Origin of the sequence: Bacillus sp. FSL K6-2944 (genome assembly GCF_038005385.1) — a bacterium.
Classification (GTDB): domain Bacteria; phylum Bacillota; class Bacilli; order Bacillales; family Bacillaceae_G; genus Bacillus_A; species Bacillus_A cereus.
Genome location: NZ_JBBOTE010000004.1, coordinates 197,837 through 216,613 on the forward strand (window position 1 = coordinate 197,837; position 18,777 = coordinate 216,613).

The window sequence follows — 18,777 nt, forward strand, 5'->3', positions numbered from 1 at the left end:
GTTGCACCAGAACCAAGTAGTGAGAATGAGAAAGCCAATTATCCTCGCTTCTACCGTCAAGTATTAGAAAAAGTAGCAAAGGCTCAAAGAGTATTATCAAGACGCATAAAAGGCTCAGAGCGTTGGAATAGGCAACGGATTCTTGTAGCTAAATTGCATGAAAAAGTAGCAAATCAACGTAAGAACTTTCTTCATCATAAATCGAAAGAATTAGTTACCAACTTTGGTGTTGTAGCAATTGAAGACTTGAACATGAAAGGAATGTCACGAGCACTAAACTTTGGAAAAAGTGTTACTGATAATGGATGGGGAATGTTCACGACTTTTTTAGCCTATAAGTTACAAGAACGAGGCAAACAGCTTATAAGAATTGATAAATGGTTTCCTTCTACAAAGACATGTAGTAATTGTGGAAACGTAAAGGATTTAGGACTATCTGAACGAGTGTATGTTTGTGATTGTGGTACGTCAATAGATAGAGATTATAATTCTGCAATCAACATCAAAAACGAAGCTATACGTTTGTTAGAATTATCATAAATCGTATCAAAGAACTATGGGACATGGGAGATAGCTCGCGGTCTTACGACTAATTCGTTAGCTAATAAAAGTAACGACTAACCGAGAAGCCCCCACTTCAAACAGCTCGTAAGAGCGTTAAGTGGCGGGTAGTTCACATCCTATTTGAATTGCAACTGTAATGTATTCTTTTTGTCATGTACGTATTTTTTCATCTTCACCAGGTAGTTTAATAATTGTAGAATTAAATCTGAAATAAGGGTTCCAATTCCATTTAAGGTGAAATTATATTTTTATGTTGATAGTAAAAGTACTAATTCGAATTATCCCTTTGTAAAATCCCTTTCTTTGTATTATGTGTCTGCTCTTTTTTGATAAAATTAAATTGCAACATACATAAGGAGGAAAACGTATGAAACGATATAATAAAATGTTAAAAATCGCTCCACCTGTTGGGGTATTAAGCACACCATTAGTTCCTTTACAGCAACTAATCTTGAGATTTATATGAAACAGGTATTTTTTCAGGGGTGTGTGGAACAGAATGATGCAAGTAATCATAGGCGTATTTATTCTATGTATGAAACTATAAATCATCTTGTAGAAGTTGACGATTTACATGAACAAACTAATTGGAAAGGGGACTCATATAACTTTGTTTGTCTTAATTATTTAATTTTACCAAGCCAAGAACAAGGTGTTTTAAATAAGTTAAATGCAATTTCAAAAGACAATGTAACACTTCAGCAAATCCTTAAAGCGATAGATGGCTATCATAGTAACACAAATACAATTACTGGTATTGACACATTGCAGATTTCTAATCCCAATGCAGATAAATATTTGGAAGCACCTAGACCGGACTCTAATTCAAATCAGTATCAGACTATTGATATGAAAGTCATTAATCAGTTTTACACCAATAAAATAACCGCATCAACTCAAGAAATAGTAACGACTTATCAAATGAGTAAGGAATTATCTGTCAGACATATTCTGAATGTGGGAGCGAAAGAACCCTTGAAACTTACATTATCAGGTGGTTTGGAAGATATTCTTAAGGCGCAAACTGATCGAATTGTTGAATTTAATTATAATCATGGATATATGAATGCAACTAAAACTATAGATATTGAAATAAAGTTTGTTCGAATTTTACCAGAAAATTTAGAAGTGGCTCCTCGTACAGCTGTTATAAAAACTGCTAAATTGAGTAAACCTATATATGCATCAAAACTATTAGGAATCTCTAGAATTGCAGGGTACTATACGGACTATGTCGATACTTATCTAACGTGGATTCGATTGGGCATTTATAATAAATTCAGGGTAATCTCTCAACACAATCCAATGATTTGGGAGAAACTACAGGAGTTAGGATTTTCTCTCGATAATCGAACGAAAGAAGTTATCTTTAAAGGAGTTATTAATATGATAGACAGGAAAGAAACGGATGATTCGTATACGGTAATCTATCAGGCTTATGAGTTAGATGTAGCTGGGAATATTAATTATAACAATCCTGTAGGAGCTCCTGTAGAAAAAATAAGAAAAGTAGAAAAACAGCAAAATACAATTATTTTAAAATAGGGGAAGTAAATCCAAACATGTATATTTGGCCAGTTGATGATAGTGTAGCATGTACTAATAATTTGATTTTCAAATCAATATGACTATGTAGCCTCCTTATGGAGGTTGTTTTAATTTTGCCGGTCTTAAACTTAAAAAGTTATATCATTTAACATTGCAAGATATTTACTATGTATTACTTATTATCAAAATCAGTATATATAAGTAAAGAGTAAATTTGATGAAGGTTATCTGTAATTATACTATTGCTCGATTTTAAATTAACATTTTTATAAAATTACGTGTGTATCAAAAACATAAAAAGGTTGTAAAGTCTATATAAGGAGTATCCAGATGGCGATAAAAGGTTAAATTATTTATGAATTGAATAAGGCGTTTTATGTGTTGCTAAGTTAGGAAACTTATATTTTTCTGAGAATTCAACACTTATCGTTTTTTCACAAGCGCTGTCTGTAGTTTCATTGTAATCAACAACAAACAAGGAGATGAAAAAATGAAAAAAATGTTCATATTCGGTGGTATTCTTAGCATCTTGTTTGCAACAATTTTAATTATCGTACAAATAGAAAAACAAACGGATTCCACTAATACGCAAAAGGATAATGTTAATAGTAGTCAAATAAATAGTTCTGACTACTACACAAACAAAATTTCCTTTTCAAATCTTCAAAAAAATTTAGAAGAGAACAAAGAAGAAATAATTTACTTTTATCAAACTTCTTGTGTTCATTGTCAAAAAATATCTCCAATTATAGTACCGATGGCGCAACACTTGAATATTGATATGAAAGTTATGGATATTGAAACATTAGATGGTCCTTGGGATGAGTATAAAATAACAGGTACTCCCACTATTATTCATTTTAAGGAGGGTAAGGAATCGAGCCGTATTAGCGGTAAGCATAGTAGAACAGAGTTCCAAAGATGGTTTGAACAAATCAAGACAAAATAGTATAGAGGCGAAATATCAAGAAAAGAGATTTTGTTGTTAGCGGTTTGAAGTTGAGGGAGTTCAAGGAGAATATGAAATATACTATTAAAAAGTTATTTTTGAACATATATGATTTTGATATAACAATAACACCATTTTATGGAGGATTGAAATACAATATTAAGCTGAAAAATGCCAATAATATATAAATTGTTAGGTTATTTTACCATTTTAACCAAGGGGATTCCTTTCTCAAGGAACGCGTAGTGAGGGATTCAGACAAGGGATGAAAGAAAGCGATCTTACTTATTCCACAGACATATATACAGCTTATACGTTTCGTATCAATCTAAATCAAACACAAGCGACTTTAATCAATAAAACGATTGGCTGTTCTCGTTTTGTATGCAATCATTTCCTATCCCTATGGGATCCTGCATACGAAGAAACAAGAAAATGTTTGACTATGGTACGTGCTCTTGTGGTGAGTATCAAAATAAAGACGTTAAAAGTCCCAACCTAAGTAAATGGGACTGACTTTCTTGTTTTACACACCATGATAGAAATAGAAACGCAAGTATCAATAAATCTTTCTAACTGCAAGGATTGCAGAGTTATCCTAATAAATTAGAGTTCGTTCTAACTATTTACTTAGGAATCCCTCACTTCTAAGGGAGGTAGTTCAAAGAAAAGGAGGATGTTACTTGACCTTGTTCACTTTGCTAAAAATCGTGAAGTAGAAGGACAAGGATATACTTTATATGCTACGATTAGACGAAATCTAAGAGGTAGGAAATTTGAGTCCATTCTTAATATAAATAGAAATACAAATCGTATAAAAAATAGGTGTTTCTGTTGGTATTGATGTGGGATAAAAGATTTTTTCCTTCTTTTGATGGCACAATTTTCTTTTAGCGTTTGAAAAAATGAATATAGGAATAGAAGCGAAATTTATATTATAAATTTTCATTTGGTATATAAATTAAACCATTAGTTGTTAAGAGTGACGAGAGAGAATTACATATATTTTCTAACTGCTGTTTTGAGGAGGAATGGTTAATAAAATTGCATGAAATTTAGTGTTGATGAATGCTTTAGTTATATTCTCATAAGGCATACATAATGTAGGTGCTATTTGTTTTGAAAACAAGTGTGCATGGTAGTTATTTTCTACACCAAAAACCTTGAAATGTGGATATCGGTTTTGTATTTCTAATAATGTTGCACCACATCCTGATCCAACATGCAAAATCCGCAACTCATTTTTAAAAGGGATATTTTGTTGTAGTTGATTTACTAAGCCCGTATAGATATTTAAAGTAGTAGCAGAGAACCCCCATCTATTTTTGAATTTTTGTGAATTTTCAGTTAAAACATGTGCATATTGTTGTATATCTTTTTTCCAAGATAGACTTCCGTAATGATGTACAAATGTATCTTTACACAAATAAAATGTATAATTTAGTTGCGTGATTCGAAGGCATATATCATCATCTTCATAATTTCCTGGTGTGAATTGCTCGTCTAATAAACCAACTTCATCTAGGACGTGTCGTTTTATTAATAAACAAAATCCAATTAACTTCAACCGTCTTTCCCATTTGTTTTCATCACCCATATTATATCTAGACGCAAACTGTTGCATTTCTTTTAGAGTTGTATAAGTAGCTGGAATGGCGGTATCATAGGAGGCATTATTTGTCACGGGTCCAACAGCAGCTATATTTTCGTGTTTATACAAACACCGTAATAAATTTGTTAACCATCTCTCTGTTACGATAACATCGTTATTCAACAATAAAATGTTGTCCCCTTTTGCCTTTAAAATCCCTTGATTACAACCTTTTGGAAACCCCATATTAGTTATATTCTTAATTACTATAATATCAGGTTGACTTGTTAGCCATTCCGTTGTTCCGTCTGTGGAGGCATTGTCGACAACGATTAATTCGTATTCTTCTGACTTTGTATACATTCGTATACTTCGAATACACTCCTTTGTATAAGGGAGTTGATTATGGGTTAAAACAATGATACTTGTGAGCAATTTATTTACTCCTTTCATAGTATACTTAGGTTACTGTATTTTCGAATAGAAAGATTTATATATCAAGCTATATTTACGGAGATTTTCATCTGTTCGAGTAATTCAAACTATTCTGGTTACGAGGGAATTACTTTTCTATTATGTAAATGAAGAACATAAATTTTATTAATCTTATATTTTACATCACCCTTTATTTTGCTTACCATGAAGAAATTATCTTTACAATTAATGAGGATCGCGGATGGCATAATTAAGTAGCACGTTAAAATCAAAATCCTTTGTTTTATTTTATAAATTATTTACTTAGTTATACCGTTTTTTGTAATACGAGAAATGATTTTCTTATTGTATAATTTCAGCGTTCATAATTCGGTGGAAGTGATGGAAGCAAAGAGAGTTCCCCTTAGTCTATATAGTCATTATATGTTGGGTGTAGCAATATAGGATTCAAACGGCATCTTAATTAAACAAATGATACATGGAGGATTGACGAAACTCATATAAAAAGTAACAGGGAGTAAATATATTTAAATCGCGCCGTTGATTCTAAAGTAAAAGTGACTGGCTTCTAAAGCTTTTACGATTACAGTTGGCCAAAATCCAATGTATCCAATTTTTATTGAAAAACTGAAGAAAGAAAAATGGCGGCCGCAAGCATCCGAATATTTTTATCAATTAACTTTTTGGATGAATAGCATTAAAAAGATGTCGCTAGAAATCCTGATTTTGTGTTTAGCGTATCATTTATTTGTACCAGAATCATATTTTTGCTGTTGCTAAATGCCCTTTTTATATATTACACTCTATATGTTTTTGATATTATTTACGTAGTCTTAAAGAATATGTGTGAGAAGAGGAGCAGGATATGTATCAGTATAAAAAATATTAAAGGTTATTCTACTTGCTGGGGTATTAAGTACGTCATTATTAATATCTCCAAACTATTCATTTGCAGTGACTAATCTAAATATTTATTTAAAACAAGGAAAAGGATATGAACAATCTTGTGTGGAACAAAATGATTCAAGTGATTATAGTCGTATTTATTTTATGTATGAAACGATAAATTATCTTGTAGAGATCGATGATTTAAACGAACAAACCAATTGGAAAAAGGATAGTTATAACTTTATCTCTTCCGGCAAGAAGACTCCATCTGATTTGTGTTACGGGTGAAACCCAACAATTCAGGTGGAGATGAATTGCCGTCAGCAGATAGGCTGAACGCTTTTGTTTCGTTCATAACAATTTTCGAGGGCGAATGTTTGTTTCTTTTTGTCCTACGATATTATGTAGATACGTATCCAACAAGGGTACAATTAGGGATTTATAATAAATTAAAAGTCATCTCTCAACACAATCCGACTATCTGGAACAAATTAAAAGAAATAGGATTTGCTTTAGATGATCAGACGAAAGAAGTCATTTTTAATGGTGTGATTGATATGAGAGACCAAAAAGAACCAGGTTCAGTATATGAATCTAGCGTTCAAACTTATGAATTAGATGTAAACGGAAATATCAACTTTAAACCTTTAGGGATACCTGTAGTAAACTCAGAAGGACTGGTAATAAAGTAAATATGTGTATATAAAAAATACGTTGTAAACTCGCTTTTTGGACAGAGTGCTGGTTAGGAAAAAGTCTAAAATTTTTTGACGAAGAGTCTATATAAAGTATCATGGTCCGTTCGTTTTTATACATATTATGAAAAGAGTATAGACAAAACTAAGGTATTGAGGAATAAAAAAATTGTTTACTCATAAAGGGGATAGTCAATCCATTGTAAAAATTCAACAAATGAAAAACTAGTAGGTAAGAGTTTTATGTGTATAAATATTTATACATATAATTTTTATTTGAATATACGGGGAGTGATATATATATGTTATATATTCGGGAAATAAAGAATTATTATTTAATTGTTATATGTATTGTTATTTCTTCTTTTATATCAAATCCTGTATCTGCAGAAATGATAGTTGGGCCTGTTTCTACTATAAATGCATTAACAAGTAATATTATTCAAATACATCCTTCTTTTGTAGATAAAATAACGGCAGTTAAAAATAATACAGATCTATCAGAGGCTACTTTATCAAATGCGACAAATCTTGAAAATAATGTATTTATACTGGCTAATCAGTGGAAAAATATTCTACAACCTACGCTATACTGGAGAAAGCAGCAAATTATGGAGTATAATACTAAATTTGATGATAAGTTAAAAGTGATAAAAGAAGAAATTGAAGTACAACAACAAGTAAAAGATCCAACATTACAAAAATATATTCTCATCGACCTGATGCATTTGCAGTCTGACATTACAGATTTTAAGGATGGATTTACAGAACTATTAACGCAAATAAATGGTTTTAAACAAGCGTTTGCGCAAAATTCACAGCAATTGCAAATGGTGAACGCCAAAGTAAAAGTTTTAGCAGACGGATACGATACTATTGGTGCAAAGCAAAAATTTTTATATGCACAGGTTTTATATAATCATATTGATGTGATTATCGGTAATATTAATGGACCTAATACAGATGGAAACTTTGTAACGTTAAGCTTGCTTAGTTCATTAGAAAGCTTAAATACAAAATGGAATGAGTTAGATGCTATGTTATCTAGCTTAGTGGATGAAGTAAATCGTGCATCGCAATTAAATACCACATTTATGAAAAATAGATTACAAACTGTTCAAGATTTATGGAAATTAGAGATAGTTGATAAATTAAATTCGTATTGTCAATAATGAGTTATTGAAAAAAACAAAATAGGCTATGGTTTTTATAACATTTTAGTGGTTTCTACGTACTAGAGTTTGGCTATTTTTAAAACGGGTTAAACTATAACCGCGTATTGTAAACAGGTTTATGTTTTGTTAATTTGCAACAGAACCGATTTTCCTACAAATTATTTAAAAAAACACATAAATCATTACTTTTTTTCAGTAATATCGATATGCAACATGTGTCAATAAATATAGAAAATATAGCAACACATGTTGCAATTATATGTATGCTTGTTTTGTGCAAGTAGAAAATACAGAGAGTTGCAGCGAAAAGTGCAGAGGCTAGCAGCTCGATTTTTTAAATAGTAATTTTAGTGTTTCCAGAAGACAACGCATTGCGTAAACGATAGCTTTCTCCCGTAAATGCAATAATGTGGGCATGATGGACCAAACGGTCCACCAATGCAGAAGTAAGTCGATTATCACCAAATATACGATTCCATTGACCAAATTCTAAATTCGAAGTAACTATCACACTTTTTTGCTCATAACAGTCGGCAATAATATGGAATAGGAGCTCCGCTCCTTGCTTTTGAAACGGTACATAACCTAGTTCATCTAAAATTAAGAGATCACATGATTCAATTTGTTTTTTTATACGAGTTAGATTCCCTTGTTTTAAAGCTTCTTCTAATATGCCTACTAAATCAGCTACTCGAAAAAACTTTACCTGATATCCTTGTTCACAGGCCTTTAAACCTAAAGCTGTTGCTAAATGTGTTTTTCCGGTTCCAGGAGATCCGAGTAATAAAAGGTTCTGTTTTCCTTCAAAAAATCGCAACTCACTAATATGTTCTTTGCTTGTCGTAGAAGGTAAATGAATTTGTTCACCCCATTCATAATCTTTCAACCACTTTAACTCTCTAAATTTTGCTTTTTTTATTAAAGTTGATACTTTTTTACTTTGTCGAGCTTCAATTTCTAAGTTTAAAATATCCTGTAAGAATTGTTCTTTATTTTCAAATACAACTTCATCATAATGCTCTAGAATAGAACTCAAATGTAATACTTTACAAGCTTCTTGTAGGTTTCTGTGTATCATAGTGAAAATGAACTCCTCTCTAAAGTTGGACAGAGTTTCCGATCGTATTGTTCTAAATCCGTTTCATAATCCACTAAAACAGATGGTGTGTGTTTCTCTTCCCATTTCTGCGGATAAGTTACTTGTTTCGCTTGTAATATGCCATCAAGTTCATAAGGGGTTTTTGATAGCCAATCCTCATTTTCTAAAACAACATGTAATTGTTGTAAAGAATACTTTTTGAGCAATCTTTTTATCCCTACTAAGCGTGATTTACGCTCTTCCGTTTGGAAGAGGAGATAATCCTGAACTCTCATAGGTAAGTATTTAAAATATCTTGAATAACGTACTACACGTGGTTTCTTTTCCCAATCTTCAAAAATTTCTTCCCAAGGAATGGGCCTATTTGTATGCATGTAAGGTCTATATTCTTTAAAGATTACTTCTCCTTCAGAAGTAAAACATGTAAATTGATCCCATTCTTTTTTTATGACAATAACTTGTTTGACATTTGTTTTGCGTAAAACAAATCGTTCTTGATCTACTGTAATTTCTCCATATTTATTTACAGTTGTAGTATCTAGTGAAAAGACCGATAGGTCTTCTAAAGGCAATGGCTTTAATGCATTTTTATCATCATTCCACAACTCCTCTATCATGATTTTCTTATCATAATGCGGTCGTTTTTGATCCTCTAATGCTTGTACTTCTAGCCACTGTGCAAGTTGTGAAAAACTTTCCATAACCGGTGAAGTTGTAAACCAATTATTACGTGTATAACTAACTTTACGCTCAACATTACCTTTTTCATGCCCGCTATAAGGGTTACATGGTTGTGTTTCAAAGTTATAATGCATTTGAAATTGTAAAAACGCTTCTGTATAAATACGATTTTCACCTTTTCCTATGGTGATTACAGCGGCGGATAGATTATCAATCCTAAGATGTGTTGGTACACCACCTGCTTGATGGAATAGCTGTTTTAAGCCTTCTAAAAAGCATTCCTTATTTTCAGCTGGTAATGGATAAGCAAATGCTGTATTGCTATGGGGAAAGCTTAACAATAGTACTTTAATATCTTTATATGCTCCATCTTTGACAACTGTCATATTTCCAAAATCAACTTGTGCTTCTCCAGGAGGATGTTCTAATCGTTCGTAACGTTTTTCTTTTGCTGTTTTTATCTGTGGTCTTCGATGTTGGATATAATCACATACGGTTCGATACGAACCTTGAAACTTATATTCTGTTTTTAATTGATTAAATATCTTTTTACTTGTTCTTCGTTCCTTACGGCGAAGCTTACTATCTTCCTCTAACCATAAATCTACAATTTCACCAAACTCACTATCATACATCATTCCTGTTTTTGTACAAACTGGACCAGTATCCGAAGGATACACTTCTTCATCAGCATACTTTTTGACAGTTCTCCAATTCTTTCCTAGTTTTCTTGCAATTTCAGAAATACTTAAATCATCATTTTCTCTTAAATGTTTGATATAATGAATTTCAGGCATTGTTAGCATCCTTTCTAGTCCTCCTGTTTCGTGTGGTAACGAAAACAGTAAGGGATTTATTAAGAGCTGACAAGCCTTTTTTTATGCACTTTATCTATGTACAAAATCGTTGCTCGACTCTGTACTTTTATTTTGCACTAAACAGTATGCTATATTCCACAAGAATAAAACACTTTTTTTCTTCATAATATCATTTTTATGCTTCATTAACCAAAAAAATAACCATTTTTTGTTTTATAAACCTTTTTAAGTAGGACTGTAGCTCATCTCATTTAAAGAAGTATATCTTTGGGTATTGACACTCCCACGGCTAAAGCCGCAAGTCCTACACCTTACGGTGTAACGGATGGGATTCTTGAATGACTAAGCATTCGCAGTCCATTTCTGTTTTGAACAGCCTTCAAGATGAGGGTGTGCCATCACCCCTCCTAAGACAGACCATATAGGTTCTTAGGCTGATTGACTATTACCGCCAACCACAGCTGCGTAGCGAATATTCATCGCCCCAACGATATCACGATGTTTCTCAAATCCACATTGGCACTTGTATGTTCTGTCTTGCGCCTTGTTCTTTTCAGAACATTTCGGACACGTTTGATTTGTATAAGAAGGGTTCACATATTCGACCTTTATGCCAACTAATGTCGCTTTGTACGCGATGAATTGTGCGAAACGATGGAATGACCAAGTGTGTAGATTTTTTTCGTTTTTACGGCTTGTTCGTGCCGTCTGTCTCATATTCGTGATTGCTCTAATCGAATGACAGAAATAGTATGATCCGTTGCAAAATCAACGATTTCACGACTTACTTTGTGGTCTTGGTCTTGCATCCATCTTTGTTCTTTATCATCAAGTTGACGAAAGGCATTCAGTTTCTTAGCTTCTCCTAACTTCTTGCGAACACTGCGAAACTTACGTTTCATACATTTGTTTTGCCTACCGTTCCCGAAGAAACGAACTGTATCATCATCTGTGATGGCTACCGCAGGAACTTTAAGACCTAAGTCTACTCCTAAAATCTTTGTTCCCGTTTTTTCGTTTGTAGGAATCGTGACAGATATTTGAGCAATCCATTTAGCAGATTTCTTCGTGATACGGAGTGTACCTAACTTGTGCTTCAACAATTCGAAATTGCGATTATATTTGTCAATTCATAAAGCGCGAACCTGTAAACGAGTTGACTTTCCGTTTACCATAAACGGAATTGAAATGTGCGTGAAGTCAAATGAATCGTTTTGGTTATTCCATACACAAACAGGTCTTTTTAGAATCGGAACGATTTTGTATGTACTCTTTTTCACCTTTGTAGAAAACACACTTTTCGCATCTTTCATTGCTTGATTTTTCACCGCACTTGGGAGATTGGCTTCCATATCCTTTGTACTTTTCTTCGTGCTTTTCTTTGCTTCAACCATTTCAGATACAAGGGCATTCATGACTTTTATATACTCGTGGCTACTTTGTTCCAATAGCATGATTTGTTGTTTTGTTGGAAGCAATGTAACTTTAACTGTGATGGTTTGTGGCACAAGTTTTACCCCCTCGTTTTTTGATTTTCAACATACTGTTTTATTGTCTCACTTGATACATTTCCAGCAGTAGAAACAAAATAAGAACGCGTCCATAGGCTCGGCAAGTGTTGATGGTGTATGTAAGAACAAGTGAACGTGGTCTTTGTCGCATTCTATTGCAACAATAGAAATATCCAATTCTCCGCATGTTTCTTGAACCAACGCTGTAGTAGCAACGATATCAATAGGAGTAAGGCCAATGGGAGTGAAACTATAGATTGTTATGTTGTGAAATTATGAATTTTTTGCTATTAAGCGCGGAATTTTGGGGTATGTATAGCAATAGCGCTAAATCATCAAGGGGAATTTTGTATATTAGTGGATATAAAATAACTATTATCAATAACTAGATATCTGTTAACGATACCCATCGGACATTAGCAGAAACATTTATTTTTGATTGTCTTACAAAACTAAATGTTTCTAGGGCTGTGACATTATAGGTAAGGTTTATTTCCTATACTTTTGATTTTTCTTCTTATTAAATGAATAATTCAGGCAAAAAGATGCGCTCTGTTGATACCTGTAAATTTACTGTTTTCCATATAATGGGGGAGAAAAGAAAGTATGGCGAAAGGAAAATTTCAGCTCAACTTATCCATATCATGCATCAAAATGGTATGGTCATAGAAAACTTTGTAAACTTTACGAAACTCACTTTTCATTCGTGTGGTAAAGAAGAGTTTTTCCTGAAAATTTATTATTTTTAGTGATATAAAGAACCTGTCGTATATAACAGGTTCTCCTTTTGTCTCTATTCTTTTTTACATCAATGTTTATCAAGTGTGTTTATGGTTCCCAATTGCAGCATAATTAATTGGCTTTCCCTATTTGTATGAAAGATGGGGTCAGAATCGATAAAGGATAACTACGCGTTTCTCCAATTGCATTTTTTGCGACCAAATGATACATGTAGGATTGTTCGGGCCGAATATTTAAATCTGTAATGATATTTGTTGTGAAAGTCTGTATTTTTTGATTATTTTTATATAAATCATATGCAGTTACGTTTTTCGCTGAAACATTGAATTTGACTTCAGAAGAATTTATATTTGCAGTTGTTATTTGTACACCAAATGGTGGATATTGTTTTTGTATAGGCTTAATAACATAAGCGACACTATTTGACATATCTAATAATGTTTGATATGTCATATAAGCATATCCGTGATCGCCAAATTTCGTTCCCCAACTATTTCTTAGAATAAACCATTGGTTTGTCTCATCATACCCCACTACCACGAGGGCGTGTCCTCCCCGTGATTTCTTTTCCGTAACAGGCGGTACAACTCCAGATGTAGGAGTTGCATCAAAGTTTGGATATACATGTATTCCTACTAAAACAGGATCTTGATTGGCTAATGCTTGTTTGATATCGGCAATCATATTTGCTTGGCGTATGGCTTGATAGGAACTAATTTTATAAGGCAGGGCATTTCTTTGTTGTAATGATGTAAGAGGTTCTTTAAACTGGTTTATATTTTCTGGATTTAAATCATACAAGCGTTCTGTTTCTGGCGGTACGCCTTCTTGTTTTAAAATTTGAAATGCTGATTCGAAATACATACCATCCTTGGGTCCACTTGGGTAATAAATATAAGAGGGAGATAAATACGTAATATCCGTTCCACGAGCTCCCGCATCTTTCGCAATATAGTATTCTCTTAAAGCAGTTGTAGCAAAGGGGACACAAGTTCCAAATTTCCCTTGACTTCGTACCTCTGGAAAATATTCACGTAAATTGATTCGATTCGGAAGAATGTTTGGATTTGAAACTCCTTGTTGTTTTTGTATAGCGGCTTCCTGTTTTGTAAGATAATAAGTAGATGGTGTATATTCTGGGATATCTTCACTCACTTTATTATCTTTTAAGCCAAGCCCGTATGTAGAAAAATCATTGGATTGAAAAGGTTTCTCAGTTTCAGCACTTATAGTAGTTCCAAATAGAAATCCGATAATTCCTACTAAGGCAATCTTCAGAAGGATAGACGCATGATACCTCATAGTATTCTCCTTTCTAATTTTATTTTTACAGTCAAAGTCTTGTTTGCACACTAAACATACAATAAATTATATACATTGACTAGATTGTATAGGTTGATAAATGTTTTCAGAGTTATCGCTCATAAAGGTTATATCTTGTGACAGTTGTTTGTTTTGATAGATTATTTGAACCAAAAGATGTGATACCAAACAATTGGAACGTATCTATCTCTGTAGACTCTTTTTTCTTCTTATAATATGATTATGTTAAGTAGAATCTAAGGAGTTTTTCGTAAATGACAGAATATTTGAATATGTATGGATGAGTAGTAAAAATCAAAATGAAGGTAGACAAATTAAAGTGATGATAATTTCTAACGGCAAGGGTAAAGGAAAACGGTAGTATTAATTTTAATTATCGACTATTAAAATAGTATTTTATTTGAATTGTTTTCTATAAAAATATTTCATGTGTGATTCTCTGCGTTTCTTTTTCAGGTGGTAGTCTCTTTTTTTTTTGAAAAAATTTGCAGTAGAACTATAACCATGATGTCAAATAAGTTGCTTTTTTAAAAGAGCAACATTTTATTTTCTTAAGTTGAGGGACATGTAGAGGGAAGTATGTACTGGGTTTTTTTGATAAGATAAAGCTCTTTTTTTCAAAATATCCTATGTTTACGTCATCAAAATATAAAATATGACCTTTCGGATTCGTTATCTTTAGTAAGTCAATGAAAAATAACTTTGGGAGGAATCATTTTATGAAATTAAACAAAATAATGTATGGAACACTATTATCTACCGCACTATTAAGTAGTCAATATGTGATGACTACGCCAACATATGCTGCTGAAAATACAGGTGTGGTGTGGGAAGATAAAAACAAAAATGGTAAGATGGATGCAGGAGAATCTGGAATCGGTAATATTAAAATGGATTTATTTACTATTAATGGATCTTTAATTAAAAGTTCTACAACGGATTCGCAAGGAAAATATTCTTTTGGTGATGTGGCCGATGGTAAGTACTATGCGAAAGTAAACGTTCCACAAAATTATCGCTTTTTTGGAACCAGTCCTTATTTTGGTAGTGATGGATTAACGAAGTACATAACTGTAACTCAAAATAATTTAAAAAATTTAAATGCAGGGTTGGTGAAAAATGAAACACCACCCCAAATAGAGCATGGTTTATTAGGAGAATACTATACAGGAGTATTTTTTAATAATAAAGTAATGGAACGTGTAGATAAAAATATTACTATTAGCGATTTACCCGACGCATTAGGAAAAGTTCCAGAAAATTTTTCAATTCGCTGGACTGGAAAAATTAAAGCGCCTCAAACAGGAGAATATAAAATTATTACGAACTCTGATGATGGTGTACGTGTCTATATTAATGATGAAGCTGTAATTGATGATTACAATGTAATGCCAAAAACAAAACATACTAGCCGATCAATTTCTTTAAATAAAGATGAATTATATAATATTAAAATAGAATACTTCAATGGACCTGGTGCAAGTATAATGGAATTATTATGGTCTATTAATAATGGACCTGAACAACAAATTTCAAGTGATAGTTTATACTCTAAGTAATTTGGAAACAAGAGGGTTCTTATAAGGGAAAGGGAACCGGCATCCCCGAGTGAAGCGGTAATAATATGAAATTATTATGTATATTGTCACTCTGATTAATAATAAGAAGGTAAGTGGGCGTAATATATAATGTCATATAGCCGACTATGGACTGTATGTGCCATACCAGGAACGGTTATTTTCAAAATAGCTTTAGCCTAATAGCATCAGGGAATACTTACATTTTAAGTTATGTATTCTGGCAAGCATAGGCTATAATTGTTTGAAATGTATGAGAAATGAAAATTTTAAACGTTTTATTTTGATAAATGTAGCAAATAGCAAGCACACAACGTAATCGTTATGTGCTTGCTTTATCATACGAGGAAATCCTAGTTCCAACTAAAAACGATCAAATTAACTCTAAAATTCTGAGGCATACAATTTTTTTTTGGGAATAATGTATACAAATCGTAATACAAAAATTAATTTTATATGGTTATCATTATATAAATCGATGTTACCAAAAATAAAATAGACTTAGGTACGAATCCAGTTCTTTGTCATCAGATACATACGCATTTAGATCAAGTAAAGTGCCATTCGAGAGTTCTGTTAGCTATATCTGTAACCATCTAATATTACATCCTGTTTGGATATGTTTATTACACATGATGCCCGTTATTATCCCACTGGGACAAGGCTAATTTAAATTATTTTTTCGTATTCTTTGATAGCGCTAACGTTCAATGGAATGTTTTTTTACATGTTTTGCAAAATTTTGATTTTTTGCATAGGATTTGGACATTCTTTTTTTGTCTCTTGCTGAAGTTTTAGCATTTCTAACTCCAATAGTCTTTTTTTCAAACATAATAGGTCCCTTGGTATATTTTCTTGAATGCCTATATCCCGTAGTAAACTATAAAAGTAATTTCTTTGTTTTAACGTAGAATTTCTCTGTCTCATGGCAGTTTCAATTTCATGTAATATCTTTTTACATGAAATAATGTCTATTTCGAACCCCATTAGCTCCCACTTTAAGAATAAATTAGAACCTTGAAAATATACAACCAACATCGCCACAAAAGAATCTGTCATAATAGGTGTGTTTTCTGTAACACATGCATAATTTGTATCCTCTAAATAATAGCGTAATACTTTAAATAAATCTGAACGAAAACTCTGTTGTAACGAAAAAGTTAGCTCTGAATATAACATTCTACATACAATCCTTTCTACTCTATTAGATAAGCATCTGAATTTTATGAGCGCACGTTGTTTCTTTTTATGAGTAGTGATTCAAATGATTCCAAAGTTCTACTTTTTACATCTATATTATATTTTTAAATCCCACTAGATAATTATCTATACTAAAAGATATATACCCCGCTTTAATTGTACTTTATTGAATAAAAAAGTAAAAAGATACTAATAAGGAGAAATGAATATAAAGAAAATTTAAATATCTTTTTGTTCGGAGTCTTTCTACATATATCTGTTAAATTTGTTGTAAAACAGAACGGTTCTTTGAAAAATAAGCGTTCTGTTTGTAGTGGAATTGCAGAATTTAGCATTTATATAAGATAAATGCTAAATTCATATTTTTGATTATTTTTCTAAATATGTTTGGATTTGAGTAATTACTTGCTTGGCACCTTCCTTGCTTAAGATAATTGTTCCACGAGATAATACAATGTTTTCACTAGAACATGTGCCTGTGATAAGACACTGTGGTTTATAAGGTTTTAGTTGTAAGGTTTGGCCTTCTGTATATATTTCAATCTTATCTTGTTTTGAAACCTCCATGTTTCGTCGAACATATTTTGGAATATATAGTCGCCCAAGACGATCTATTGTGCAGAAAATATTTATTTTGCTCAATAATTTCACCTCTAATTCTTAAAGGATTTGACACTCTCATGGTTAAAGCAGGAAGTCCTACATCTTACGGTGTAACGGATGAGATTCTTGAATGACTAAATGTTCGCAGTCCATTTCTATTTTGAACAGTCTTCAAGATGAGAGTGTGCCATCACCCCTCCTAAGACAGACCATATAGGTTCTTAGAATGATTGACTATTATTGTCAACAACCACAGTTGCGTAGCGAATATTCATCGCTCCAACGATATCACGGTGTTTCTCAAATCCGCATGGACACTTATATTTTCTATTACGCACTGTCTGTCTACTGTTATTTAGTTGTTCTAATCGAAGGACAGAAATCGTATGATTCGTTGCGAAATCAACGAGTTTACGACTCATTTTGTGATTTTTGGTTTTGCATTCATCTTTGTTCCTGTTTTTCTATTGTAGGAGCCGTAACAGATATTTGAGCAATCCATTTAGTAGATTTCTTCGTGATACGAAGTATACCTAATTTGTGCTTCTACAAGTCGACATTACGATTAGATGTGTCGGTTAATACGGTACAAGCCTTGAAACGAGTTGACATGCACTCTTTTTCACTGTACTTGGAAGGTTGGCTTTGATATCCTTTGTATTTTTCTTTTCTTTAACCATTTCAGATACAAGTATAGTAATGAGTTTCATATACTCTTGACTACGTTGTTTCAATAGCCTGATTTGTTCTTTTGTCGGAAGCAATTTAACTTGGACCGTCATAGTTTGTGTCACAAGTTTTACTTCTATTTCGATGTGGTTCGATCATATAACGAACATATGTTTTGTGGGTGGTGAAGTAACAATTTTTGTATGTCGAACAAATAAGATGACTTCCGCCATCCTTCGTCCGAAGCTCATTCATTTCCCACTTACCACTTCGTGTTTTTTGAGGAAAGAGTTTTCTTGGCTAAAATGATAAAATCAGCCGTATAATCAGGAATCCTTTACTTTTTTCAATTATTATCATAACGAATTAATATAATAAAACCTAGGATTTCTTCAAAATATAGAATGTTTATTTTGTCCGAAAACTAGACAAAATTTTCACGTTCAATTTATCTCAATTTTTACTCCCCTCATTTTATATCTTCGGTCAGGCTTACTGGATAACACTCCTTGTATTTATATAAGGGAAATATAGTGAAATTGTTAGAATAAAAGGTTTTTCTCTTTCGAAAACCGAATATCATGAAAAACTTTATGTAAAAAAGACCTGCGGTAGTATGTCAACTGAGAAATAACAAAGTTTAAAGTTGCCAAAGGTCAATTTGTTTAAAAAAGGCATCACGAAACTAAACCAGTAACGAATGTAATTTA

The 18,777-nt window shown here is 32.4% G+C and carries 10 protein-coding genes and 6 pseudogenes; 7 read left to right on the plus strand and 9 right to left on the minus strand.

Annotated features, from left to right (window positions below; all coding sequences use genetic code 11):
* Positions 1 to 15 precede the first annotated feature (15 nt).
* The 4 genes and pseudogenes from MHH55_RS31370 to MHH55_RS31385 form a co-directional block, all read left to right on the plus strand.
* A pseudogene (locus tag MHH55_RS31370) lies at positions 16 to 540 on the plus strand (RNA-guided endonuclease InsQ/TnpB family protein); the annotation flags it as partial.
* A 486-nt stretch (positions 541 to 1,026) separates the two neighbouring features.
* Positions 1,027 to 2,109 carry a hypothetical protein gene (locus tag MHH55_RS31375; protein WP_078187337.1) on the plus strand — a complete coding sequence of 361 codons (1,083 nt, stop codon included), beginning with the start codon at positions 1,027 to 1,029 and terminating at the stop codon, positions 2,107 to 2,109.
* Between the two features lie 493 nt (positions 2,110 to 2,602).
* Positions 2,603 to 3,061, plus strand: coding sequence for a thioredoxin family protein (locus tag MHH55_RS31380; protein WP_078187336.1), 459 nt, complete (start codon positions 2,603 to 2,605; stop codon positions 3,059 to 3,061).
* 265 nt (positions 3,062 to 3,326) lie between these two features.
* Positions 3,327 to 3,520: pseudogene (locus MHH55_RS31385) on the plus strand (helix-turn-helix domain-containing protein); the annotation flags it as partial.
* A 476-nt stretch (positions 3,521 to 3,996) separates the two neighbouring features.
* Here MHH55_RS31385 and MHH55_RS31390 read toward each other — a convergent pair.
* Positions 3,997 to 5,087: pseudogene (locus MHH55_RS31390) on the minus strand (glycosyltransferase family 2 protein).
* Positions 5,088 to 6,289: 1,202 nt separating this feature from the next.
* On the opposite strand from MHH55_RS31390, the gene MHH55_RS31395 reads away from it, so the two are divergent.
* Together MHH55_RS31395 and MHH55_RS31400 are read left to right on the plus strand one after the other, a co-directional pair.
* Positions 6,290 to 6,667 (plus strand): hypothetical protein, encoded by a 378-nt coding sequence (locus MHH55_RS31395; protein ID WP_176116628.1) that lies wholly within the window; start codon positions 6,290 to 6,292, stop codon positions 6,665 to 6,667.
* 305 nt (positions 6,668 to 6,972) lie between these two features.
* Positions 6,973 to 7,842 carry a hypothetical protein gene (locus MHH55_RS31400; protein WP_078187334.1) on the plus strand — a complete coding sequence of 290 codons (870 nt, stop codon included), beginning with the start codon at positions 6,973 to 6,975 and terminating at the stop codon, positions 7,840 to 7,842.
* Positions 7,843 to 8,179: 337 nt separating this feature from the next.
* Here MHH55_RS31400 and istB read toward each other — a convergent pair whose 3' ends face one another.
* The 5 genes and pseudogenes from istB to MHH55_RS31425 all read right to left on the minus strand — a co-directional run bounded on the left by istB (position 8,180) and on the right by MHH55_RS31425 (position 13,997).
* Positions 8,180 to 8,923 (minus strand): IS21-like element helper ATPase IstB, encoded by a 744-nt coding sequence (istB, locus tag MHH55_RS31405; protein ID WP_172404313.1) that lies wholly within the window; start codon positions 8,921 to 8,923, stop codon positions 8,180 to 8,182.
* Positions 8,920 to 10,431 carry an IS21 family transposase gene (gene istA, locus MHH55_RS31410; RefSeq protein WP_078188121.1) on the minus strand — a complete coding sequence of 504 codons (1,512 nt, stop codon included), beginning with the start codon at positions 10,429 to 10,431 and terminating at the stop codon, positions 8,920 to 8,922. Before istA ends, istB begins: the two co-directional genes overlap by 4 nt.
* Before the next feature lie 441 nt (positions 10,432 to 10,872).
* Positions 10,873 to 11,951: pseudogene (locus MHH55_RS31415) on the minus strand (RNA-guided endonuclease InsQ/TnpB family protein).
* A gap of 5 nt (positions 11,952 to 11,956) precedes the next feature.
* Positions 11,957 to 12,155, minus strand: a pseudogene (locus MHH55_RS31420) (transposase); the annotation flags it as partial.
* 651 nt (positions 12,156 to 12,806) lie between these two features.
* The gene (locus tag MHH55_RS31425; RefSeq protein ID WP_078187333.1) at positions 12,807 to 13,997 is read right to left on the minus strand and encodes a C1 family peptidase; all 1,191 of its coding nucleotides are present in this window, start codon (positions 13,995 to 13,997) and stop codon (positions 12,807 to 12,809) included.
* 740 nt (positions 13,998 to 14,737) lie between these two features.
* Between MHH55_RS31425 and MHH55_RS31430 the strand changes: the two genes are divergently transcribed.
* On the plus strand, positions 14,738 to 15,577 hold the full coding sequence (locus tag MHH55_RS31430; protein ID WP_176116630.1) for a PA14 domain-containing protein: 840 nt from the start codon (positions 14,738 to 14,740) through the stop codon (positions 15,575 to 15,577).
* A 741-nt stretch (positions 15,578 to 16,318) separates the two neighbouring features.
* Here the strand turns inward: MHH55_RS31430 and MHH55_RS31435 are convergent.
* The 3 genes and pseudogenes from MHH55_RS31435 to MHH55_RS31445 form a co-directional block, all read right to left on the minus strand.
* Positions 16,319 to 16,774, minus strand: a complete 456-nt coding sequence (locus MHH55_RS31435) for a hypothetical protein (RefSeq protein WP_078187331.1) — start codon at positions 16,772 to 16,774, stop codon at positions 16,319 to 16,321.
* A gap of 390 nt (positions 16,775 to 17,164) precedes the next feature.
* Positions 17,165 to 17,437, minus strand: coding sequence for an AbrB/MazE/SpoVT family DNA-binding domain-containing protein (locus MHH55_RS31440; RefSeq protein ID WP_078187330.1), 273 nt, complete (start codon positions 17,435 to 17,437; stop codon positions 17,165 to 17,167).
* A 182-nt stretch (positions 17,438 to 17,619) separates the two neighbouring features.
* Positions 17,620 to 18,192: pseudogene (locus MHH55_RS31445) on the minus strand (zinc ribbon domain-containing protein).
* Between the last annotated feature and the right edge of the window lie 585 nt (positions 18,193 to 18,777).